At 61.9% G+C, this 20,188-nt stretch carries 21 protein-coding genes; 11 read left to right on the forward strand and 10 right to left on the reverse strand.

The genetic code is table 11. From position 1 onward, the window contains the following. Positions 1–149 precede the first annotated feature (149 nt). From hisB to GV819_RS05805, 6 genes are all read left to right on the forward strand, one after another. The gene (gene hisB / locus GV819_RS05780; RefSeq protein WP_025128392.1) at positions 150–743 is read left to right on the forward strand and encodes an imidazoleglycerol-phosphate dehydratase HisB; all 594 of its coding nucleotides are present in this window, start codon (positions 150–152) and stop codon (positions 741–743) included. Continuing rightward, complete coding sequence (gene hisH, locus GV819_RS05785) at positions 743–1,381, forward strand: imidazole glycerol phosphate synthase subunit HisH (RefSeq protein WP_161754362.1); 639 nt, start codon at positions 743–745, stop codon at positions 1,379–1,381. The genes hisB and hisH overlap by 1 nt, the downstream gene beginning before the upstream one ends. Next, the gene (locus GV819_RS05790) at positions 1,382–1,642 is read left to right on the forward strand and encodes a DUF2164 domain-containing protein (RefSeq protein WP_123724143.1); all 261 of its coding nucleotides are present in this window, start codon (positions 1,382–1,384) and stop codon (positions 1,640–1,642) included. 42 nt (positions 1,643–1,684) lie between these two features. After that, entirely contained in the window at positions 1,685–2,422 is a 738-nt protein-coding gene (hisA, locus tag GV819_RS05795; protein ID WP_161754364.1) for a 1-(5-phosphoribosyl)-5-[(5-phosphoribosylamino)methylideneamino]imidazole-4-carboxamide isomerase, read from the forward strand. Between the two features lie 9 nt (positions 2,423–2,431). Then, a complete protein-coding gene (gene hisF, locus GV819_RS05800; protein ID WP_161754366.1) occupies positions 2,432–3,202 on the forward strand; it encodes an imidazole glycerol phosphate synthase subunit HisF in 771 nt (256 codons plus the stop codon). Between the two features lie 63 nt (positions 3,203–3,265). Beyond that, positions 3,266–4,021: a substrate-binding periplasmic protein gene (locus GV819_RS05805; RefSeq protein WP_161754368.1), complete on the forward strand. Its 756-nt coding sequence runs from the start codon at positions 3,266–3,268 to the stop codon at positions 4,019–4,021. A gap of 48 nt (positions 4,022–4,069) precedes the next feature. On the opposite strand, the gene GV819_RS05810 is transcribed toward GV819_RS05805, so the two are convergent. The 5 genes from GV819_RS05810 to gpmI all read right to left on the reverse strand — a co-directional run bounded on the left by GV819_RS05810 (position 4,070) and on the right by gpmI (position 10,578). Continuing rightward, on the reverse strand, positions 4,070–4,876 hold the full coding sequence (locus GV819_RS05810) for a divergent polysaccharide deacetylase family protein (RefSeq protein ID WP_161754370.1): 807 nt from the start codon (positions 4,874–4,876) through the stop codon (positions 4,070–4,072). Between the two features lie 115 nt (positions 4,877–4,991). Further along, positions 4,992–6,302, reverse strand: a complete 1,311-nt coding sequence (locus GV819_RS05815) for a S41 family peptidase (protein WP_161754372.1) — start codon at positions 6,300–6,302, stop codon at positions 4,992–4,994. A gap of 31 nt (positions 6,303–6,333) precedes the next feature. Further along, positions 6,334–7,620, reverse strand: a complete 1,287-nt coding sequence (locus GV819_RS05820; protein ID WP_161754374.1) for a murein hydrolase activator EnvC family protein — start codon at positions 7,618–7,620, stop codon at positions 6,334–6,336. Between the two features lie 219 nt (positions 7,621–7,839). Next, a complete protein-coding gene (locus GV819_RS05825) occupies positions 7,840–8,760 on the reverse strand; it encodes a DUF1460 domain-containing protein (RefSeq protein ID WP_161754376.1) in 921 nt (306 codons plus the stop codon). A gap of 282 nt (positions 8,761–9,042) precedes the next feature. After that, positions 9,043–10,578, reverse strand: coding sequence for a 2,3-bisphosphoglycerate-independent phosphoglycerate mutase (gene gpmI, locus GV819_RS05830; protein ID WP_161754378.1), 1,536 nt, complete (start codon positions 10,576–10,578; stop codon positions 9,043–9,045). Between the two features lie 164 nt (positions 10,579–10,742). Here gpmI and GV819_RS05835 point away from each other — a divergent pair, with 164 nt between their 5' ends. From GV819_RS05835 to secB, 3 genes are read left to right on the forward strand one after another with little or no spacing between them, the layout of a single operon-like run. Further along, positions 10,743–11,156, forward strand: coding sequence for a rhodanese-like domain-containing protein (locus GV819_RS05835; RefSeq protein WP_161754380.1), 414 nt, complete (start codon positions 10,743–10,745; stop codon positions 11,154–11,156). Next, entirely contained in the window at positions 11,156–11,410 is a 255-nt protein-coding gene (gene grxC, locus GV819_RS05840) for a glutaredoxin 3 (protein ID WP_161754382.1), read from the forward strand. The genes GV819_RS05835 and grxC overlap by 1 nt, the downstream gene beginning before the upstream one ends. 42 nt (positions 11,411–11,452) lie before the next feature. Further along, complete coding sequence (secB, locus tag GV819_RS05845) at positions 11,453–11,935, forward strand: protein-export chaperone SecB (RefSeq protein ID WP_161754384.1); 483 nt, start codon at positions 11,453–11,455, stop codon at positions 11,933–11,935. A gap of 97 nt (positions 11,936–12,032) precedes the next feature. On the opposite strand, the gene GV819_RS05850 is transcribed toward secB, so the two are convergent. Then, on the reverse strand, positions 12,033–12,488 hold the full coding sequence (locus GV819_RS05850) for a tRNA (cytidine(34)-2'-O)-methyltransferase (RefSeq protein WP_161754386.1): 456 nt from the start codon (positions 12,486–12,488) through the stop codon (positions 12,033–12,035). Here GV819_RS05850 and GV819_RS05855 point away from each other — a divergent pair. Further along, positions 12,487–12,927, forward strand: coding sequence for a hypothetical protein (locus tag GV819_RS05855; RefSeq protein WP_161754388.1), 441 nt, complete (start codon positions 12,487–12,489; stop codon positions 12,925–12,927). The genes GV819_RS05850 and GV819_RS05855 overlap by 2 nt on opposite strands. 751 nt (positions 12,928–13,678) lie before the next feature. On the opposite strand, the gene ntrC is transcribed toward GV819_RS05855, so the two are convergent. Beyond that, the gene (ntrC, locus tag GV819_RS05860) at positions 13,679–15,115 is read right to left on the reverse strand and encodes a nitrogen regulation protein NR(I) (protein ID WP_161754390.1); all 1,437 of its coding nucleotides are present in this window, start codon (positions 15,113–15,115) and stop codon (positions 13,679–13,681) included. After that, positions 15,112–16,197, reverse strand: a complete 1,086-nt coding sequence (gene glnL / locus GV819_RS05865; protein WP_161754392.1) for a nitrogen regulation protein NR(II) — start codon at positions 16,195–16,197, stop codon at positions 15,112–15,114. Before glnL ends, ntrC begins: the two co-directional genes overlap by 4 nt. A 372-nt stretch (positions 16,198–16,569) precedes the next feature. Here glnL and GV819_RS05870 point away from each other — a divergent pair, with 372 nt between their 5' ends. Continuing rightward, positions 16,570–17,664: a bifunctional transcriptional activator/DNA repair enzyme AdaA gene (locus GV819_RS05870; RefSeq protein WP_161754394.1), complete on the forward strand. Its 1,095-nt coding sequence runs from the start codon at positions 16,570–16,572 to the stop codon at positions 17,662–17,664. Between the two features lie 5 nt (positions 17,665–17,669). On the opposite strand, the gene GV819_RS05875 is transcribed toward GV819_RS05870, so the two are convergent. Both GV819_RS05875 and GV819_RS05880 read right to left on the reverse strand, forming a co-directional pair. Then, on the reverse strand, positions 17,670–19,097 hold the full coding sequence (locus GV819_RS05875) for an MFS transporter (protein WP_256667369.1): 1,428 nt from the start codon (positions 19,095–19,097) through the stop codon (positions 17,670–17,672). 153 nt (positions 19,098–19,250) lie between these two features. After that, positions 19,251–20,150, reverse strand: coding sequence for a LysR family transcriptional regulator (locus tag GV819_RS05880; RefSeq protein WP_161754396.1), 900 nt, complete (start codon positions 20,148–20,150; stop codon positions 19,251–19,253). Positions 20,151–20,188 lie beyond the last annotated feature (38 nt).

Here is a 20,188-nt window from a genome sequence, read left to right on the forward strand (position 1 = left end):
GCCACCGCAGATGACTGCTTGTCATGACAGGTACAGCCCCGGAGCCATTGGCTGGCGCCTGTCAGGATATTGTCCGACGTGTTTCTGTTTAGCCGTCCTCGGGCCTATACTATTCGCCTTTTTCGCCCAATGATTTTGCGGAGCTGGTGATGGCCGAACGTAAGGCATCTGTCGAGCGCGACACTCTGGAAACCCAGATCAAAGCCTCGATCAACCTGGATGGCACCGGAAAGGCCCGATTCGATATCGGCGTGCCCTTCCTTGAGCACATGCTGGACCAGATCGCCCGGCACGGGCTGATCGACCTGGACATCGAAAGCAAGGGCGACCTGCATATCGACGACCACCACACCGTGGAGGATGTCGGTATCACCCTCGGCCAGGCTTTCGCCAAAGCCATTGGCGACAAGAAAGGCATTCGTCGCTACGGTCACGCCTATGTGCCCCTCGATGAAGCCCTGTCTCGTGTGGTGATCGACTTCTCCGGCCGCCCCGGCCTGCAGATGCACGTGCCTTTCACCCGCGCCACCGTTGGCGGTTTCGACGTTGACCTGTTCCAGGAGTTCTTCCAGGGCTTCGTCAACCACGCGTTGGTCAGCCTGCACATCGACACTCTGCGTGGCACCAACACCCACCACCAGATCGAAACCGTGTTCAAGGCCTTCGGCCGCGCGCTGCGCATGGCCGTCGAGCTGGATGAGCGTATGGCCGGCCAGATGCCGTCGACCAAGGGCGTGCTGTAATGCAGACCGTCGCCGTTATCGACTACGGCATGGGCAACCTGCACTCGGTGGCCAAGGCCCTGGAGCACGTGGGTGCCGGCAAGGTCCTGATCACCAGCGATGCCAGTGTGATTCGTGAAGCCGACCGGGTGGTGTTTCCCGGCGTCGGCGCGATCCGCGATTGCATGGCCGAGATCCGTCGCCTGGGCTTCGACACCCTGGTGCGCGAAGTCAGCCAGGACCGTCCCTTCCTGGGCATTTGTGTGGGCATGCAAGCCCTGCTGGACCACAGCGAAGAGAACGCTGGCGTCGACTGCATCGGCCTGTTCCCGGGCCAGGTGAAGTTCTTCGGCAAGGGCCTGATCGAGGATGGCGAGCACCTCAAGGTGCCGCACATGGGCTGGAACGAAGTGCAGCAGGCGGTGGAACACCCGCTGTGGCACAACATTCCGGACCTGGCGCGCTTCTACTTCGTGCACAGTTACTACATCGCGGCCGGCAATGCCCGGCAGGTGGTGGGTAGTGGTCACTATGGCGTGGACTTCGCTGCGGCGTTGGCCGACGGCTCGCGTTTCGCCGTGCAGTTCCACCCGGAGAAGAGCCATACCCATGGCCTGCAGTTACTGCAGAACTTCGCCGCCTGGGACGGTCGCTGGTAAATGGCGATCAAGAAATCCAAGCCGCCGATCCTGACCCTCACCACCGAACAGGAGAGTGAGGCGACACACAAGATCAAGCGCTTCATGGAAGACCGCTTCGAACTCGATCTGGGTTCGTTCGAAGCAGCGGAGATTCTTGAGCTGTTTACCCGTGAAATTGCTCCGCACTATTACAACAGGGCGATTTTCGATGTGCAGACGCACCTCAAAGAGAGGTTCGAGAGCATCGAAAGCGACCTGTGGGCGCTCGAGAAAAACTGATTTTCGAGTGAAGCTGAACAATCGAATTTGAAGGTTTGCCAGATGCTGATTATTCCCGCTATCGATCTTAAAGACGGTGCCTGTGTACGTCTGCGCCAGGGCCGCATGGAAGATTCCACGGTGTTCTCCGATGACCCGGTGAGCATGGCTGCCAAGTGGGTTGAGGGGGGCTGCCGTCGTCTGCATCTGGTGGACCTGAACGGTGCCTTTGAAGGCCAGCCGGTCAACGGCGAGGTGGTCACCGCGATCGCCAAGCGCTACCCCAACCTGCCGATCCAGATCGGTGGCGGTATCCGTTCCCTGGAAACCATCGAGCACTACGTCAAGGCTGGCGTCAGCTACGTGATCATCGGCACTAAAGCGGTGAAAGATCCGGCCTTCGTCGCCGAAGCCTGCCGCGCGTTTCCGGGCAAGGTGATTGTTGGCCTGGACGCCAAGGATGGTTTTGTCGCCACCGACGGCTGGGCTGAAATCAGCACCGTGCAGGTGATCGACCTGGCCAAGCAGTTCGAAGCTGACGGCGTGTCCGCCATCGTTTATACCGACATCGCCAAAGACGGCATGATGCAGGGCTGCAACGTACCCTTCACCGCAGCCCTGGCGGCGGCCACCAAGATTCCGGTGATCGCTTCCGGCGGTATCCACAACCTGGGTGATATCAAGGCCCTGCTGGATGCCAAGGCTCCGGGAATCATCGGCGCCATTACCGGGCGCGCGATCTACGAAGGCACTCTCGACGTCGCAGAAGCCCAGGCTTTCTGCGATTCGTATCCAGGCTGAGGACTCGTCATGGCATTGGCCAAACGCATCATCCCTTGCCTGGACGTGGACAACGGCCGGGTGGTCAAGGGCGTCAAGTTCGAGAACATCCGTGACGCCGGCGACCCGGTGGAAATCGCCCGTCGTTATGACGAGCAGGGCGCTGACGAGATTACTTTTCTCGACATCACCGCCAGCGTCGACGGGCGCGACACCACGCTGCATACCGTCGAGCGCATGGCCAGCCAGGTGTTCATCCCGCTGACCGTGGGCGGTGGCGTGCGTACCGTGCAGGACATCCGCAACCTGCTCAATGCCGGCGCGGACAAGGTCTCGATCAACACCGCTGCGGTGTTCAACCCCGAGTTCGTTGGCGAAGCGGCGCAGCATTTCGGTTCCCAGTGCATCGTGGTTGCCATCGACGCGAAGAAGGTCTCCGGCCCGGGTGAAATTCCGCGTTGGGAAATCTTCACCCACGGCGGGCGCAAGCCCACGGGGCTGGACGCAGTGGAATGGGCAAAGAAGATGGAAGGCCTGGGGGCCGGCGAGATCCTGCTCACCAGCATGGACCAGGACGGCATGAAGAACGGCTTTGACCTGGGCGTGACCCGGGCCATCAGCGATGCATTGGGCATTCCAGTGATCGCCTCCGGCGGTGTCGGCAATCTCCAGCATCTGGCCGACGGCATCATTGAAGGCCACGCCAGCGCAGTGCTGGCGGCGAGCATCTTCCACTTCGGTGAGTACACGGTTCCCGAGGCCAAGGCTTACATGGCCCAGCGCGGGATTGTTGTGCGATAGCCACTGGACAGCATGGCGGGCTCACGGCACTCTTGAGCACGCCATGGATTCCGGTAGCCCGTTATGCTCAAACGTCTTCTTGTGGTTGTTGCCAGCGCCTCGTTCCTCCTTGGCGGTATTGCCCGCGCCGCTGAAACCGCCGACACCTCCCTGGTGTTGCTGACAGAAAACTTCCCCCCCTACAACATGGCCAAGAACGGCAAGAACTTCGCTCAGGGCGAAAATATCGACGGCATCGCCGTGGATATCGTCCGCGAAATGTTCAAGCGTGCCGGAATCAATTACAGCCTGACCCTGCGCTTTCCCTGGGAACGCATCTACAAGCTGGCCCTGAAGCAACCGGGCTATGGGGTGTTTGTCATGGCGCGCCTGCCGGACCGCGAACCGCTGTTCAAGTGGGTCGGACCTATCGGTCCGGATGACTGGATCATGCTGGCCAAGGGTGACAGCAAGATCAACCTCCAATCCCTGGAGCAGGCGCGCAAGTACAAGATCGGCGCCTACAAGGGCGATGCGATTGCCGAAACCCTGACCAAGCAGGGGCTGGCGCCGCAAGTGGTACTGCGCGATCAGGACAACGCCAGGAAGCTGGTGGCTGGGCAGATCGATCTGTGGGCCACCGGCGACCCGGCCGGCCGCTACCTGGCCAAGCAGGAAGGCATCGGCGGCCTCAAGACCGTGCTGCGTTTCAACAGCGCCGAGCTGTACCTGGCCTTGAACAAGGACGTGTCCGACGAGGTAGTGGCCAAGCTCCAGGCGGCCCTGGACGAGATGCGCAAAGAAGGGCTGGTGGAAGAGATCATGGGGCGCTATCTCTAAACGCTTGGTTGGCAGGCCAGTACCTACAAAGCCCCAGCAGGAACTGGCCTAACGATACACACCATCCTTGCCATGCCCGGCCATGGCCTTGTTGCTGCGCAGGCTGATCATCGACTTGATATCAATCCACTCGATGCCCTGGGCCTTGAGCTTGGGCAACTCGCGCTCGAGCACCGCCAGGCTCTGCGGATAGGGATGGCCGATGATCACCACCGACCCTTGCTTGTGGGCCAGCTTGATGGCGGTCTGCAACTGCTGGGCAATCGCCGTTTCGGTGCGCTCGTCGTCGAGGAACACGTCCCGGGAAACACTGGCCAGGCCGATCTTCTGCGCCTCGGCGGCAGCCACGGTCTGCGCGCTGGTGCGGCTGTCGACGAAGAACTTGTGGCGCCGTTGCAACTCACCCATCAACCAGGCCATGGCTTGCGGCTGGGCGGTCATGCGGCTGCCCATATGGTTGTTGATGCCACTGGTGTAGGGCACGACCTGGAAGGCCGCCTCCAGGCGTTTTTGCAGCTCTTCGATGGGTAGGTCGGGGTGCCAGGCGAAAGGCCCGGTGGCTGGGTCCATGGGCATGTGCAGCATGACGATCTTGCCAGCGCGGTGGGCCTCGCGGGCGAATTCGCCAGCGTGGGGGGTGTCGGGCATGATCGCCGTGGTCACCGGGCCGGGCAGGGCCAGTACGCGGCGGTCACGGGGCAAATTCTGGCCGAGGTCGTCGATGATCAGGCTCAGGTAGGCCTTGGGTGCAGCGGCTGTGGGTTCGGCGGCTTGGCTCGCAAGGGGCAAGAGGCACAGCAGGCTGAGCAGCGGGGCCCGGAATGAGCGGAACAGGGGGGAGCAGCGGGAAATCATCGGATCGGGATCAGGCCTTTAGGGGGGATGGGCGCCCTGGCGGGCGCTTCGCTGGCGAGCCAGCTCCTACACAAGCCAGCTCCTGTAGGAGCCGGCTTGCCGGCGAAGGGTTCAATCATTTGCCGCGGGTGATGCTCAACCCTTTGAGCAGGCTCAGGGCCTGGGCCAACTGGTAGTCGTCATCCTGCGGCATCGGCTTGGCCTTGCCCGTCGAACTGCTCGGTTTGTCGGCGCCGCCGTTGCCGTTGCCCAGGTGGCCCTGGAGGTCGGCTTCCTTGAAGTACTCGCCGTCCTGAGCTTCGCTGGTGATCTTGGCGCGACGCACTTCGATGTCCGGGACAATGCCCTGGGCCTGGATCGAGCGCCCGTTGGGAGTGAAGTACAACGCAGTGGTGATCTTCAGTGCACGGTCGTTGTTCAGCGGCAGCACGGTCTGCACCGAGCCCTTGCCGAAGCTGGTGGTGCCCATCAGCACCGCGCGTTTCTGGTCCTGCAGGGCGCCGGCGACGATTTCCGAGGCCGAGGCGCTGCCGCCGTTGATCAGCACTACCATCGGCACGGCTTCGCTTTCGTCCTTGCCGGTGGCGGAGAAGCGCAGCTCGGAGTTGGCGATGCGGCCCTTGGTGTAGACGATCAGGCCCTTGGTGATGAAGTGGTCGACCACTTCCACCGCCGCCTGCAGCACGCCGCCCGGGTTGTTACGCAGGTCGAGGACGATGCCGTTGAGCTTCTTGCCGTTGTCCTTGCGCAGCTTGGCCAGGGCCTTGGAGACTTCCTCGCCGGTCTTGACCTGGAACTGGGTAATGCGGATGTAGCCGTAGCCCGATTCCAGCAGCTGGCTCTTCACGCTTTTGACCTGGATGGTGGCGCGGGCCAGGGTCACGTCGAACGGTGTACCGCCGTCGCGTACCAGGGTCAGGGTGATCTTCTGGCCGATCTTGCCGCGCATCTTGTCCACGGCTTCGGTCATGGTCTGGCCGCGGGTCGGCTGGCCGTTGATCTTGACGATCAGGTCGCCGGCCTGGATCCCGGCCTTGGACGCCGGAGTGTCGTCGATCGGCGAGACCACCTTGATGAAGCCGTCTTCGGCGCCGACTTCGATACCCAGGCCGCCGAATTCGCCGCTGGTGCTTTCCTGCAGTTCGGCAAAGTCTTCCGGCCCCAGGTAGGCCGAGTGCGGATCAAGGTTGCTGAGCATGCCCTTGATCGCATTTTCCAGCAGGGTCTTGTCGTCGACAGGTTCGACATACGCGGCCTTGATGCGGTCCATGACCTCGGCAAAGGTGCGCAGTTCTTCCAGCGGCAAGGGCGCCTTGGTGGTCGCGGCGGTGGCCGATTGAGCGGTTTCGGCGGCAAACGCCAGTGGCGCTCCGATCACCAGGGCGATCGTCAGGGCCAGCGAGGTAAGGCGGGACAAATGCAGCATGTCGAACGAACTCCTAATTTAGATGCAGCGCTTATCCTTGCGCGTGGCACCACTGTGCCGGGTCGCTGGGGCGGCCCTGCTGACGAATAGCAAAGTACAGCGCAGGAGTGTCCTGTCCGCCACTATTACCCACTGTGGAGATGGACTCTCCGGCCTTGACCACATCGCCGGCTTCTTTAAGCAGCGTCTGATTGTGTCCATAGAGACTCAGGTAACCGTTGCCGTGATCGAGGATCACCAGCAGGCCGGCGCCCCGCAGCCAGTCGGCAAACACCACCCGGCCGCCGTGCACGGCGTGCACCTGGCTGCCGGCGGTGGCGCTGATCATCACCCCGTCCCATTTGGAACGGGAGTCGTCGCCACGGGTTTCACCAAAGCGTGCCAGCAGTCGACCATCAACGGGCCATGGAAGTTTTCCCCGGGATGAAGCAAAAGCCCCACCGTAGGAGGGGCCGCTGCTCGAAACCAGGGCGCCAGGGCTTGATCTGACTGGCTTGCGCGGCTCATCGCTGGTGTTGGCCTGGGCCTCACGTAAACGCTTTTTTTCGGCTTCCTGCTGGGCGATCAGCGCTTTCTGGCGCGCTTCCTCTGCCTCGCGGGCCTGGCGTGCCAGGGTTTCCTCAATGGTTTTCAGGACTTTGCCCAGGTCGGCTTGGTCCTGTTCACGGGCCTTGAGCTTGTCGTCGCGGGCCTTGACGTCGTTGTTGAGCTTGGCCAAGGCCAGTTGACGTTCCTTGCGGACCTTGTCGAGTTCTTCACGCTGGGTGTCGAGGCTGCTTTTCTGCACCAGCAACTGGGCTTGCTGCAGGGAAATGTCTTTTTCCACATTGGCCAGTTGGCGCAGGGTCTCGTTGAAATTCTTCAGCTGCTCCAGGCGGGCCTGGCTCAGGTAGTCGTAATAAGTGAGGGTGCGGGCGAATTTTTCCGGATTCTGCTGGTTGAGCAGTAGCTTGAGGTATTCCTGGCGCCCGTTCTGATAGGCCGCGCGGGCCTGGATGGCGATCAGTCGTTGCTGTTCAGTGCGCGCGCTCTGGAGTTTTTTTTTCTCCTCATCGAGGCGCTGCAGCTCGGATTCGCTTTTCTTCAGCTCTTTTTGCAGGGCTTCGACCTGTTTCTCCAGCTTGCCCATCTCGGTCTCGGTGCCGCGCAGTTCTTTCTGCACGCCGGACTTTTCTTCCTGCAGCTTGCCCAGCAGCTTCTTCAGCTCGGTAATGTCCTGACGCGTGGCGTCCAACTGTTGTTGGGTTTGCGCGCGCTCGTCGGCAAAGGCCGGTTGGAGCAGGCAGGTCAGAGCAAGGGCAATCAGGGCGCGAAGCATAGAGGCGGGCGACACCAGGGAAAGGGACGGCCTAGTATGCCCGCCCATCGCTGCAAAAAAAACGCCTCAAAGCCAACTGCTTTGAGGCGTTCGTCATAAAAAGCCGTTTCCGGGCCGTTATTGGGCCTTTTGCTATCAGAGCAGGGGCTGTTACTGCCGCGGGCGGTGATCCAGTCCGGCCTGTTGTCTTGCCTGGGTAGCGGCTGATCGCGGGCGGTATCAGCCGTGGGCGAGCGTCTTGTCTGGATGTTGTGCGGATGATGCGCCGGTTTCCGATACGGATGGTTCTTCGAGTGCCTGGCGGTCTTGCCGCGTGCGCAGTACGACGATGCCCGGGATGTTCTGGACATACTCCATGAAAGGCGCGTCCATGACCTCGCGGTACATCTTCTTGGAAGATGCATTGCGCAGTACGGGGCCGGCGGCGGTTTGGATGAAGAGCCCGGTATGGGTGACGTCCAGGCCCGGAAGGTGGGTGTAGATGCCAATGTAGTCGCCGGTCTTGAGGCGGCTGAGCAACTTCTCGTCAATCGACGAACTGGGTATGTAGGTAATGTCGCGCTCGACCAGGGGCAGGCCTGGCAGGTAAAGATCCCCGTCAGCCTTTTGATTGAGCTTTTTAGTCACGGTCACTGAGTGGGCGCTCAGTTGTGCAGTCAGATCATTGGTCAGCGGTTGTCCGGCATACGCCCAGTCCGTGAAGAAGTGCCGGCGGTTGGCAAACTGGACATCGGTGTTCACGTAGCGGGTCTGGATGAGGTTCTTGATGAAGCTGTCCTGGTCGGTGGATTTACGCAATGTCTCGACGTAATCCATATAGGTGAAGCAATCCAGGCCCCTGAAGTCGACGACCAGCTTCTCTGCCATGCTCGCCGAGCCCTGCAACATGTCCGCTGCATAAGGTGTATGCATGAACTCGCGGGAGATCTGCTCGCTCAGTTGTCCTGGCTGGTCGGCTCCGAGCTGGTTGCGGACCTTGAGCAGGGCGGTGAGTTTTTCGGCGGTGTAGGTGTCCATCTCTAGCTGGGTGCGCTGATCCTCGAGCGCACCCACTTCGGCTTGGGTCTTGTGTTCGACGTGGGTCGGGTTTGCGCAGCCTGCCAGGACAGAGGCTAAAAAAAATACGGCGGCCTTGTTCATTCGATTTCTCCATGCTGCCATTAAATGGAATTGATAATTATTACCATTTATAGGGCGGTGTTGCAGAACGCGCTATCTGAATTTGCTCATCAGAGGGAGACACTGCGGGGGGATTAGTGTTCCAGGGGGCGATGGATACTGTCACAGCGGGTACTTGCATTGCACGCCGCGTGTCTGTGTCAGGCGTTGGCCTCGTTGCCCATCAGGCAGGACTGATGCACAAACGCCCGACACGGTGTATCGGGCGTTTGCGCAGGCAACAGGGGGCAACCTGCTTCAGTCTCAGGCGTCCAGCAGGATCGACTTGCCGGTCATTTCCTTGGGTTGTGCCAGGCCCAGCAGCTTGAGCATGGTCGGCGCCACATCCGCCAGAACCCCGCCCTCTCGGACTTTCAGCGGGCGCTTGCCGACATAGATGAAGGGCACCGGTTCAGTGGTGTGGGCCGTATGGGCCTGGCCAGTGGACTCGTCGGACATCTGCTCGACGTTGCCGTGGTCGGCGGTGATCAGCGCTTCGCCGCCGACCTTGTCCAGAGCGTCGACAATGCGTCCGACGCACAGGTCCAGGCATTCCACAGCTTTCACCGCGGCTTCGAACACACCGCTGTGGCCGACCATGTCGCCGTTGGCGTAGTTGACGATGATCACGTCGTAACGCTGGTGCTCGATGGCATCGACGATCTTGTCGGTGACTTCCGGAGCGCTCATTTCCGGCTGCAGGTCATAGGTGGCGACTTTCGGCGACGGGATCAGGATGCGCTCTTCCCCCGGGAACGGCTCTTCACGGCCACCGGAGAAGAAGAAGGTCACGTGGGCGTATTTCTCGGTTTCGGCGATGCGCAGCTGGGTCTTGCCGTTTTTCGCCAGATAATCGCCCAGCACGTTTTCCAGGCTGCCCGGGGCAAAGGCCGACGGCGCGGGGATGCTGGCGGCGTACTGGGTGAGCATGACGAACCCGGCCAGTTTCGGCTGGCGCGCACGCTCGAAGTCCTTGAAGTCATTTTCGACGAACACCCGAGTCAGTTCGCGGGCACGGTCGGCGCGGAAGTTCATGAACACCACGGCGTCGCCGTCTTCGACCTTGACCGGCTCACCGATGGTGGTGGCCTTGACGAATTCGTCGCTCTCATCGCGGGCATAGGCGGCTTGCAGGCCTTCTTGGGCGGTGGCGGCGTTGAATTGCCCCTGGCCATCGACGATCAGGTTGTAGGCCTGGGCCACGCGGTCCCAGCGATTGTCGCGGTCCATGGCGAAGTAGCGACCCACCAGGCTGGCGATCCGGCCCTTGCCCAGGGCCTTGAAGGTTTCGTCCAGCAGTTCGATGGACGACTGGGCGCTTCTCGGCGGGGTGTCACGGCCGTCGAGGAAGGCGTGCAGGTAGATCTTCTCGGCGCCGCGCTTGAAGGCCAGTTCGGCCATGGCCACCAGGTGGTCCTGGTGGCTGTGCACGCCACCGTCGGACAGCAGGCCGAGGATGTGCACCGCCTTGCCGGCGGCCACGGCTTTATCCACGGCAGCGCAGATAGTCGGGTTTTCGAAGAACTCACCGTCGCGGATGGACTTGGTCACCCGGGTGAAGTCCTGGTACACCACGCGACCGGCCCCCAGGTTCATGTGGCCGACTTCAGAGTTGCCCATCTGCCCGTCCGGCAGGCCGACGTCCATGCCCGAGCCCGAGATCAGGCCGTTGGGCATGCTCGCGCACAAACGGTCCAGGACTGGCTTCTTGGCCGCATAGACGGCGTTGGATTCGTGGCTCTCGCTGTGACCGAAGCCATCCAGAATCATCAGGACCAAAGGTTTAGGCGTGGTAGTCATGGCGTCCACTCGTGGCTGGATAGGAAAGTAATGAAAAGAGAGGTGTTGAAAAAGGGAGTGGCAGTTTAAAGCGAAGTTCCGACGGCGTCACCGCCGGGCGGGGTTTGGCCGACCCGGAGGGCTGTGTATACTGGCCGACATTTTAACGCCCTGGAACCTCCTAGATGGTTGCTCACCTGATTCAATTCGCCACTGAACACTACTTGCTCGCCGGTGCCTTCGCTATCCTGCTGGCGCTATTGATCGCCCATGAATTGAGCCGCGGCGGCCGCAGCCTCAGCACCCGTGAACTGACCGCACTGGTCAATGGTGAGCAGGGCGTGGTGATCGACCTTCGCCCTTCCAAGGACTTCGCTGCCGGCCACATCGTCGGCGCGCTGAACATTCCCCAGGACAAGCTGATGTCGCGCGTCGGCGAGCTGGAGAAGCACAAGGCCAAGACCATCATCCTGGTGGATGCCCAAGGCCAGCACGCCGGCACCCACGCCCGTGAGCTGATGAAATCCGGTTTCACCGCGGCCAAGCTGTCCGGTGGTATTGCCAGCTGGAAAGCCGATAACCTGCCATTGGTGAAGTAATGTCCACGGTCATCGTCTACTCCAGTGATTACTGCCCTTACTGCTCGCGGGCCAAGCATCTGCTCACGAGCAAAGGCGTAGCCTTCGAAGAGATCAAGGTCGATGGCAAGCCGCAGGTGCGCGCCGATATGGCCCAGAAGGCCGGACGCACGTCCGTGCCGCAGATCTGGATCGGTGCCACCCACGTAGGTGGTTGTGATGATTTGTTTGCCCTGGAGCGCGTCGGCAAGCTCGACACGCTGTTGGCGGCCTGAAATTCCTAACCCTATAGACCTAAAGATCAAGAAGGATCTGAGATGACTGACCAACAGAACACTGCTGCTGCCGAAGACGAAAGCGCACCGCAATTCTCCCTGCAGCGCATCTACGTGCGTGACCTGTCCTTCGAAGCGCCGAAAAGCCCGGCGATCTTCCGCCAGCAGTGGGAGCCAAGCGTCGGCCTGGACCTGAACACCCGCCAGAAAGCCCTGGAAACCGACTTCCACGAAGTCGTGCTGACCCTGTCGGTGACCGTGAAGAACGGCGACGAAGTGGCCTTCATCGCTGAAGTGCAACAAGCCGGTATCTTCCTGATCAAGAACCTGGATGAGGCTTCGATGAGCCACACCCTGGGTGCCTTCTGCCCGAACATCCTGTTCCCTTACGCTCGCGAAGCGCTGGACAGCCTGGTGACCCGTGGTTCGTTCCCGGCGTTGATGCTGGCTCCGGTGAACTTCGACGCGCTGTACGCCCAGGAGCTGCAACGCATGCAGTCCGCTGGCGAGAACACCGTTCAATAAGAGCGTCGCCCGAGCATGAAAAAAGCGCCTGTAATGGCGCTTTTTTCATGCTCGGGCGAAACCTGTAGGAGCGGGCTTGCCCGCGAATCTCCGGGCCTTACTTGAAGCCCAGTTGCCGCCAGCCTTCATAAACCGCCACCGCCACGGTGTTGGACAGGTTGAGGCTGCGGCAGCCTTCGCGCATCGGCAGGCGCAGGCGCTGTTCGCCGGGCAGGGCGTCCAGCACGTCCGCTGGCAGGCCGCGGCTTTCCGGGCCGAACAGGAAGGCGTCGCCTTCCTCGAAGCTGGCATCATGAAACGGCCGCGAGCCCTTGGTAGTGAAGGCAAACAGGCGCGGTTGGCCGAGGCTCTCCAGGCAGCTGGCGAGGTCGGCATGGCGTTGCAGGGTGGCATATTCGTGGTAGTCGAGGCCGGCGCGGCGCAGGCGCTTGTCGTCCATGTCGAAACCCAGCGGCTCGATCAAATGCAGGTGGCAGCCGCTGTTGGCGCACAGCCTGATAACGTTGCCGGTATTCGGCGGAATTTCTGGTTGAAAGAGGATGACGTGAAACATGCACGGCTCCGAAGAGAAAGACAGGCTGCATTCTACGCCTGAAGAGTACTCGCGACCGAAGCTAATGCTGCGGGTGTTCGGCTCCCTGGCGATTGTCGGGGTGATGGTGGGGCTGATGATCGGTCGCCTGACCCAGTCCGATCCTGTGGAGCTGCAGCAGGTCGAAATCGCACCTGACGGGCTGGTGGTTTGGTTCAACCAGGAACCCAAGGTTCACGGTGAGCACATCGACGGTACCGTGGCGCTGCTGTTCGATGCCCAGGGACATGCGCAGCACGGCCAATTGCAGGTCAACCAGAGGAATGTGAACTGGCGTGTCCGCCTGGCGGACCAGGGCTTGCTGCTGAACCTGGTGGCCGCCCGCGCGCTGCGCGGTGAATGGCGCGGAGGCGAGGTCGACGGGCGCTGGCGCCTGGAGATCCACCTGCGGGAGGAATAAAAGAGGGAAACCCCGGCCTGCCTGTACCAAGGCCCCCAAAAGCGGGAGGGGCCAATTGCCTCAGGGGCAATCAGTCCCGGTGTAAAGAGGGGAATTCCCGGCCTGCCTGTACCAGGGTCCCCGAAAGCGTGGCCCAGCGCGATGCGCGTGATGGGCCGGGTATTAAAGAGGGAAGCCCCAGCCTGCCTGTACTGAGGTTCCCGAAACCTTGGGCCCGTCGCGATGCGCGTGATGGGCCGGGTGTTAAAGAGGGAATTCCCGGCCTGCCTGTACCAGGGTTCCCGAAAACATGGCCGGTCACGGTGTGCGTGAAGGGCCGGCTATTAAAGAGGGAAGTCCCAGCCTGCCTGTACTGGGGTTCCCGAAACCTTGGGCTCGTCGCCATGCGTGCCGAGCTCGGTGTTAAAGAGGGGAATCCCCGGCCTGCCTGTACCAAGGTCCCCGAAACTGGGTAGTGACAGGGTTATTGCAGGTGGCGTGCCAGTTTTCGCCGCAGAGGCGTTCATGGGTTGAATAAAAAGCCGAAAGCCCCGTAATCCGGGGCTTTTGCGTTTTCGAAGCGGAGATTTTCGCAAGTGAAACCTGAAGCCGGACTGCCGCACCGGTGCCTTCGGGCAGTGCATGCAGCCCATCCTGGTGCACGCTTGACCTTGTTGTAGGAGCCGGCTTGCCGGCGAAAGCGCCTGTCAGCGCGTTGCAAGGGTCAAGGGCTTCTTCGCTGGCAAGCCAGCTCCTACGCAGGGGGGAGGGCTCAGCCTTCCTCGCTTTCGTCCTCGTCGCCGCCGTCGACCTTCATCCCCAGTTCCTTGATCTTGCGGGTCAGGGTATTGCGTCCCCAACCCAGCAGCACCGCCGCGTCACGGCGACGGCCGGCGGTGTGCTTGAGGGCGGTCTCGATCATGATCCGCTCGAAGCTTGGCACCGCACTGTCCAGCAGGCTCGATTGCCCACGGGCCAGGGCCTGGTCGGCCCATTGGCGCAGGGCCTGTTCCCAGTTGGTCACCGGCGCCGAGTCCTGAGGCAGGCTCAGCAGTTCCGGCGGCAGGTCACTGATATGCACCTCGCGCCCGGAGGCCATCACGGTGATCCAGCGGCAGGTGTTCTCCAGCTGGCGCACGTTGCCCGGCCACGGCAGGTTTTTCAGGTACTCCTCGGTTTCGCTCTTCAGCAGCTTGGGCTCCACCGCCAGCTCCTGCGCCGCACGGCTGAGGAAGTGTCGGGCCAGGGTCGGGATGTCTTCGCGACGGTCCGACAGGCGCGGGATATGAATGCGGATCACGTTGAGGCGGTGGAACAGGTCCTCGCGGAACTTGCCAGCGTGGACCAGGGTTTCCAGGTTCTGGTGGGTCGCGGCGATGATGCGCACGTCGACCTTGACCGGGGTGTGGCCGCCGACTCGGTAGAACTCGCCGTCGGCCAGTACCCGCAACAGGCGGGTCTGGGTTTCCGCCGGCATGTCGCCGATCTCGTCGAGGAACAGGGTGCCACCGTCGGCTTGCTCGAAGCGCCCACGCCGCAGGTTGGCTGCGCCGGTGAATGCGCCTTTTTCATGGCCGAACAGCTCGGACTCCATCAGATCCTTGGGAATCGCCGCCATGTTCAGGGCAATGAACGGCGAGGCCGCCCGAGGGCTGTGGCGGTGCAGGGCGTGGGCCACCAGCTCTTTGCCGGTGCCGGATTCGCCATTGATCAATACGGTGATGTTGGAGTGGCTGAGACGCCCAATGGCCCGGAACACCTCCTGCATCGCCGGTGCTTCACCGATGATTTCCGGGGTGCGGGTCAGGGTCGGTGGCACTTCCAGGCCTTGTTGCTCCTGGGCGTGCTGATTGGCGCGCTTGACCAGCGACACCGCCTCGTCGACATCGAAGGGCTTGGGCAGGTATTCGAAGGCCCCGCCCTGATAGGAGGCGACAGCGCTGTCCAGGTCGGAGTGCGCCGTCATGATGATCACCGGCAGGCGCGGATGCTGTTCGCGAATCCGCGCCAGCAGGTCGAGACCGCTGGCGCCAGGCATGCGAATGTCGGAAATGATCACGTCCGGCGCTTGGCGGGCCAGGCGGCTCATCACCCCGTCGGCACTGTCGAAGCTCTGGGTGGTCATCCCTTCCTGTTGCAGGGCTTTTTCCAGGACCCAACGGATAGAACGGTCGTCATCGACGATCCACACGGTTTCACTACGGCTCATGTCGATGGGGCTCCTTGTTCCAGAGGCAGAAAGATCGAGAAGGTGGTGTGGCCGGGATGGCTGTCACATTCGATCAGGCCCTGGTGCTGGCTGATGATGTTCTGGGTAATGGCCAGGCCCAGCCCGGTACCGTCCGGACGGCCGCTGACCATGGGGAAGAAGAGCGTGTCCTGCAGCTCGGCGGGAATGCCCGGGCCGTTGTCGATGATCTCGATCTTGGTCACCAGGCGATGGCGCACATGGCCGATGGTGAACTGGCGCATGGCGCGGCTGCGCAGGGTGATGCGCCCCAGGCGCAGTTCATTCTGGCTGCTGATGGCCTGCATGGCGTTGCGCACGATATTGAGCACTGCCTGGATCATCTGTTCGCGGTCGATCAGCACGTCGGGAATGCTCGGGTCGTAGTCCCGGACCAGGGTGATGCAACCCTGGCTTTCGGCTTCCACCAGGCTGCTGACGCGCTCCAGTACCTCATGGATATTGGTCAGTGCCAGGGACGGCAGCTTGTTCGAGCCGAGCATGCGGTCCACCAGGTTACGCAGACGGTCGGCTTCTTCGATGATGACGTTGGTGTAGTCCTTGAGGCTCTCTTCCGGCAGCTCTCGGGCCAATAACTGAGCGGCGCCGCGAATGCCTCCCAGGGGGTTCTTGATCTCATGGGCCAGGCCGCGCACCAGCATCTTGCTGGTCTCCTGCTTGGACAGCTGGGCCTCTTCCTTGGTGATCCGCAGCAAACGGTCCCGGGGGTGGACTTCCAGCAGCAACAAGGTGTCGCCATTGCTGAGGATCGGCGTCACCGCATAGTCGACGGTCAGGGTCTGGCCGGTCAGGGCGGTGAGCATGGCCTCGCGCTTGGTGAAGGGGTGCGCCTGTTCCACGGCCTGGCGCAGGGAGCTCAGGGCTTCGGCCGACTCGGTGAACAGCTCACTGATGAATTGCCCATGGCTGCGCTGGCCGCTGATGGCCAGGAGCATTTCCGCCGCCGGGTTCATGTACTCAAGGCGCAGGTCGGCATTGAGCAGGATGGTGGCAGTGGTCAGGTTGTCCAGAAGCAGACGGTGCAGTGGATCGCTGATGGTCATGGGTAAATGTTGACCTCTTTTGAAGCAAGGCAAGACCGGAACTGAACCCGGATTGCGCGCACGGGTTAAGCACTGATGTGGAGAAAATGCAAAAACCAAACCAAGGCTCCGAAAAGAAGCGCTCAAGCCCTGAAACAGGCGTTTGAAGCCCGCTTGCGTGGCGTTTTGCCAGCTCTGTTGAGTATTTTCGAACCAAAATGGGCTGGCAATGACCCGCGAGTGCAAGTTGTTGCACCAATATAGTGCATGATCTTGAGTGGTGCTTGCCCAGTGCACCGAGGCCTCGGAATCAACGCCCGTTTTTCAGCGGCAGTTGGCAAGGCGCAGGTTTAGAGTGCTCGAACCTGATGCTTCAAGGTTTAGGATACGGCCATGGAAAACCCCGCTCTGCTGTTCCAGCTCCCAGACGATGACACCCTTTACCAGGCGCTTCTGGACCGTGATCCGGCCTACGAGGGGTTTGCCTTTGTCGGAGTGAAAAGCACCGGCGTGTTTTGCCGCCTGACCTGTGCCGCGCGCAAACCCAAGCGCGAGAACAGCGTGTTTTTCAGTTCGATCAAGGGCTGTGTCGAAGCGGGATTCCGGGCCTGCCTGCGTTGCCGTCCCCTGGAGCGGGCCGGGGTCCAGGAGCCTTGGGTGCAGACCCTGCTTGAACAGCTGGAGAACAATGCCGAACGCCGTTGGTACGAGGATGACCTGATCCGCCTGGGGCTGGATCCGTCCACCGTGCGTCGCGCGTTCAAGCGTTACTTCGGGGTGACCTTCCTGGAAATGGCCCGCCTGCGGCGTATCGGCCAGGGCATGCAGCAGCTGTCTTCAGGGGAGTCGGTGATCGAGGCGCAGATCAGTGCCGGCTTTGACTCCGACAGCGGTTTTCGTCGTGCATTCAGTCGTCTGGCGGGTCAGCCGCCATCGAACCTGCGGGGACGCGAGCTACTCAAGGTGGATTGGCTGCAGACCCCCATCGGCGTGATGCTGGCGGTGGCTGACGCTCAGGTCCTGCATCTGCTGGAGTTCTTCGATCGGCCGGCCTTGGCGAGTGAGTTGCAGCACCTGCAGAAGAACAGCGGCTCGACCATCGGCTTCGGGCGTTTTGCCCCGATCGATCAGATTGAAGTCGAACTGCGTAGCTATTTCGCTGGTGAGTCAGTCCACTTCGCCACGCCGTTGGCGATGAATGCCTCGCCCTTTACCCGCACGGTCTGGCAAGCCTTGCGCGCCATTCCCCTGGGCAGCACCTGTAGCTATGCCGAGGTGGCGAACCAGATCGGTTCGCCGTCTGCGGTGCGTGCAGTGGCCCGGGCCAATGGTGCCAACCAGATCTCCATCGTCATTGCCTGCCATCGGGTCATTGGCGCCGATGGCTCCCTGACCGGCTACGGCGGCGGCCTGTGGCGCAAGCGCTGGCTGCTGGAGCATGAGCGGCGCACGCTCCAGGCCCTGCTTGAGAAACAGGCCGTGGCCTGAGGGATTCAGCGTGCGGGTTGCAGCTCGCTTTCTGCGGCTGTTTGCTGGCTGCTGGCGTCGTTATCCACAGGACGTAGCAGGGGCGTGTGGTCCTGCGCCTGTCGAGCCAGTTCGTCGGCGTCCGCCTGCTCTGCGGTGGACAGCTCGGCGGCGTTGTGGCCGATGCGCTTGAGCAGCGCCAGCATGCACACCAGCGAGACCAGGGTGTAGCAGGCCGAGGCGATGGCCACGCCGACGATGCTGCCGGTGCTGTTGAGAATGCTCTGGGCCAGCACCGGGGTGGCGCCTCCTACCAATAGCGAGCACAACTGATAGGAGATCGACAGCCCGCTGTAGCGCACCCGGGTCGGAAAGGCCCGGGCCAGGATGCCGCCCACCGCGCCATAGAACATCGAGTGCGGCACCGTGGCCAGGCACATGCCGAGCACGGCGATCCAGTAGTTGCCGGTCTCCACGGCGAAGAACATCGCCGGCATCAGCAGCAACTCCGGCACCACCATCAGCACCATCGCCTTGCGCATGTCGATGCGCGAAACCAGCACCGCGCCGAGGGGTTGGGTGATGAACTGCACCACCAGGGCGATGACGATCACACTGAGGAAACTGCCTTGGGAGTAGCCCAGTTCCTTGGTGGCCCAGGACAGGGCAAAGGTGCTCTTGAAATAGGTCACGTGGATGATCGGCAGCACGCCGGCGCCCAGCAGCACTAACCGCCAGTGATCGCGCAGCACTTCGAGAATCGGCAGCTTGACGGTCTTCTTCTGCTCGATCAGGCGCTTCATGTCATCAGACTCTTCGAGCTTGAGGCGAATGACCATGCCGACAATCACCAGCAGCGCCGACAGCAGGAAGGGAATGCGCCAGCCCCAGAGCAGAAAGTCCGGCGTGGGCAGGGCGCTGAGGCCGAAGAACACCAGGGTCGCCAGCAGGTTGCCGGCCGGGGAGCCTTGTTGGGCAAAGGCGGCATACAGGATGCCCTTGCCCTTGGGCGCGCTTTCGCTGGCGATCAGGATCGCCCCGCCCCATTCGCCGCCCACCGCGATGCCCTGGATGATCCGCAGCGTCACCAGGGCAATCGGCGCCCAGATGCCGACCTGCAGGTAGCTGGGCAGCAGGCCGATGCAGGTGGTGGCCACGCCCATCATGATCAGGGTGATTACCAGGGTGGTCTTGCGGCCGATCTTGTCGCCCATGTGGCCGAAGATGATGCCGCCGATGGGGCGGGCGACAAAGCCGGCCCACAGGGTCAGGAAGGACAGCAAGGTAGCGGTGCCGGGGGGCAGGTCGGCGGGAAAGAACACTTTGCCGAACACCAGGGCGGCGGCGATCCCGTAGGCGTAGAAGTCATACCACTCGATGGTGGTGCCGATGAACGAGGCGATGCCCGCCTTGCGGGCTTTCTGGTGGGCGGCAGCTTCCTGGGCGGCGGTCATGTTCAACTCCTGCTTGTTATTGTTATGTGCGCCTGCGCCGTGTGCATCGCTTCATGCACGGTCCGGCCGCTGGAGCCTATACAGGCGGGAATCGAAAAATATAATGATTAAATCTTATGGTTTGATACGTGATTTCGTATCGCGGCGCAGGGCTCAACTGCCCGTGGTTGTGGGTTGCAGCAAAGACTTGAACATCGCCAGGAAACTCTCGGCGGCGGCTGAGGGTTGGCCCGCCGGATGGATCGCCAGGATCTCGGAAGAGGCGCCGCTGCCTTCGATCTCGCAGTAACGCACGCCAGCCTGGCCGAGCATGGCCAGGGTCTGGGGTACCAGCGCCACCCCCATCTCATGCACCACCATCGCCACCACCGTTTGCCAGAGCCGGGTCTCATGACGGATGCGCGGGCTGAAGCCGGCGGCCACGCAGCGGGCGATGATCAGGTCGTGGTAGTGCGGTGAGACCTCTCGCGGAAACAGGATGAAATCATCGTTGGCCAACAGCGCCAGGTCGATTCGCGTCTGCTGTGCCAGTCGGTGGTTCAGGGGCAGGCAACAGAGGAAGGGTTCGGCCAGCAGCGGTTCGCTGTGGATACCGGCGGCGAAGGTGCCGCCGTGGACGAAGCCGATATCGATCTGGCCGCGTTGCAGGGCCTGGGCCTGATCGGCGCTGTTCATTTCCATCAGCACGATCTCGGTGTCCGGGTGATCGCGCTCGAAGGCCTTGACCGCCTGGGGCAGGCCACGGTGCAGGATCGAGTTGACGAAGCCCACGCTCAGGCGCCCGGCAAAACCCTCGGCCGAGCGCTGGGTCAGGCGCCGAGCCTGGTCGGCCCGCAGCAGCAGGTAGCGCGCTTCGTTCAGCAGCACCTGGCCTGCGTTGGTCAGGCTCACGGACTTGTTGTTGCGATTGAGCAACTGGATATCCAGCTGCCCTTCCAGCTTCTTGATATCGAAACTCAGCGCCGGTTGCGAGATGCACAGGCGGGCTGCGGCGCGTCCGAAGTGCAGTTCTTCGGCGACCGCGACGAAGTAGCGCAGCTGTTTGAGGTCCATGATGAACTCGGCTTCTACGATATTGTTTTCTTATCGTA

This window comes from Pseudomonas sp. Fl5BN2 (genome assembly GCF_009908205.1).
Taxonomy (GTDB): domain Bacteria; phylum Pseudomonadota; class Gammaproteobacteria; order Pseudomonadales; family Pseudomonadaceae; genus Aquipseudomonas.

What these genes read in the sequence shown, in the direction of transcription:
- hisB (WP_025128392.1), top strand. Translation starts at nt 150, where the DNA reads ATGGCCGAACGTAAGGCATCTGTCGAGCGCGACACTCTGGAAACCCAG.
- hisH (WP_161754362.1), top strand. Translation starts at nt 743, where the DNA reads ATGCAGACCGTCGCCGTTATCGACTACGGCATGGGCAACCTGCACTCG.
- GV819_RS05790 (WP_123724143.1), top strand. Translation starts at nt 1,382, where the DNA reads ATGGCGATCAAGAAATCCAAGCCGCCGATCCTGACCCTCACCACCGAA.
- hisA (WP_161754364.1), top strand. Translation starts at nt 1,685, where the DNA reads ATGCTGATTATTCCCGCTATCGATCTTAAAGACGGTGCCTGTGTACGT.
- hisF (WP_161754366.1), top strand. Translation starts at nt 2,432, where the DNA reads ATGGCATTGGCCAAACGCATCATCCCTTGCCTGGACGTGGACAACGGC.
- GV819_RS05805 (WP_161754368.1), top strand. Translation starts at nt 3,266, where the DNA reads ATGCTCAAACGTCTTCTTGTGGTTGTTGCCAGCGCCTCGTTCCTCCTT.
- GV819_RS05810 (WP_161754370.1), bottom strand. Translation starts at nt 4,876, where the DNA reads ATGATTTCCCGCTGCTCCCCCCTGTTCCGCTCATTCCGGGCCCCGCTG.
- GV819_RS05815 (WP_161754372.1), bottom strand. Translation starts at nt 6,302, where the DNA reads ATGCTGCATTTGTCCCGCCTTACCTCGCTGGCCCTGACGATCGCCCTG.
- GV819_RS05820 (WP_161754374.1), bottom strand. Translation starts at nt 7,620, where the DNA reads ATGCTTCGCGCCCTGATTGCCCTTGCTCTGACCTGCCTGCTCCAACCG.
- GV819_RS05825 (WP_161754376.1), bottom strand. Translation starts at nt 8,760, where the DNA reads ATGAACAAGGCCGCCGTATTTTTTTTAGCCTCTGTCCTGGCAGGCTGC.
- gpmI (WP_161754378.1), bottom strand. Translation starts at nt 10,578, where the DNA reads ATGACTACCACGCCTAAACCTTTGGTCCTGATGATTCTGGATGGCTTC.
- GV819_RS05835 (WP_161754380.1), top strand. Translation starts at nt 10,743, where the DNA reads ATGGTTGCTCACCTGATTCAATTCGCCACTGAACACTACTTGCTCGCC.
- grxC (WP_161754382.1), top strand. Translation starts at nt 11,156, where the DNA reads ATGTCCACGGTCATCGTCTACTCCAGTGATTACTGCCCTTACTGCTCG.
- secB (WP_161754384.1), top strand. Translation starts at nt 11,453, where the DNA reads ATGACTGACCAACAGAACACTGCTGCTGCCGAAGACGAAAGCGCACCG.
- GV819_RS05855 (WP_161754388.1), top strand. Translation starts at nt 12,487, where the DNA reads ATGCACGGCTCCGAAGAGAAAGACAGGCTGCATTCTACGCCTGAAGAG.
- GV819_RS05850 (WP_161754386.1), bottom strand. Translation starts at nt 12,488, where the DNA reads ATGTTTCACGTCATCCTCTTTCAACCAGAAATTCCGCCGAATACCGGC.
- ntrC (WP_161754390.1), bottom strand. Translation starts at nt 15,115, where the DNA reads ATGAGCCGTAGTGAAACCGTGTGGATCGTCGATGACGACCGTTCTATC.
- glnL (WP_161754392.1), bottom strand. Translation starts at nt 16,197, where the DNA reads ATGACCATCAGCGATCCACTGCACCGTCTGCTTCTGGACAACCTGACC.
- GV819_RS05870 (WP_161754394.1), top strand. Translation starts at nt 16,570, where the DNA reads ATGGAAAACCCCGCTCTGCTGTTCCAGCTCCCAGACGATGACACCCTT.
- GV819_RS05875 (WP_256667369.1), bottom strand. Translation starts at nt 19,097, where the DNA reads ATGACCGCCGCCCAGGAAGCTGCCGCCCACCAGAAAGCCCGCAAGGCG.
- GV819_RS05880 (WP_161754396.1), bottom strand. Translation starts at nt 20,150, where the DNA reads ATGGACCTCAAACAGCTGCGCTACTTCGTCGCGGTCGCCGAAGAACTG.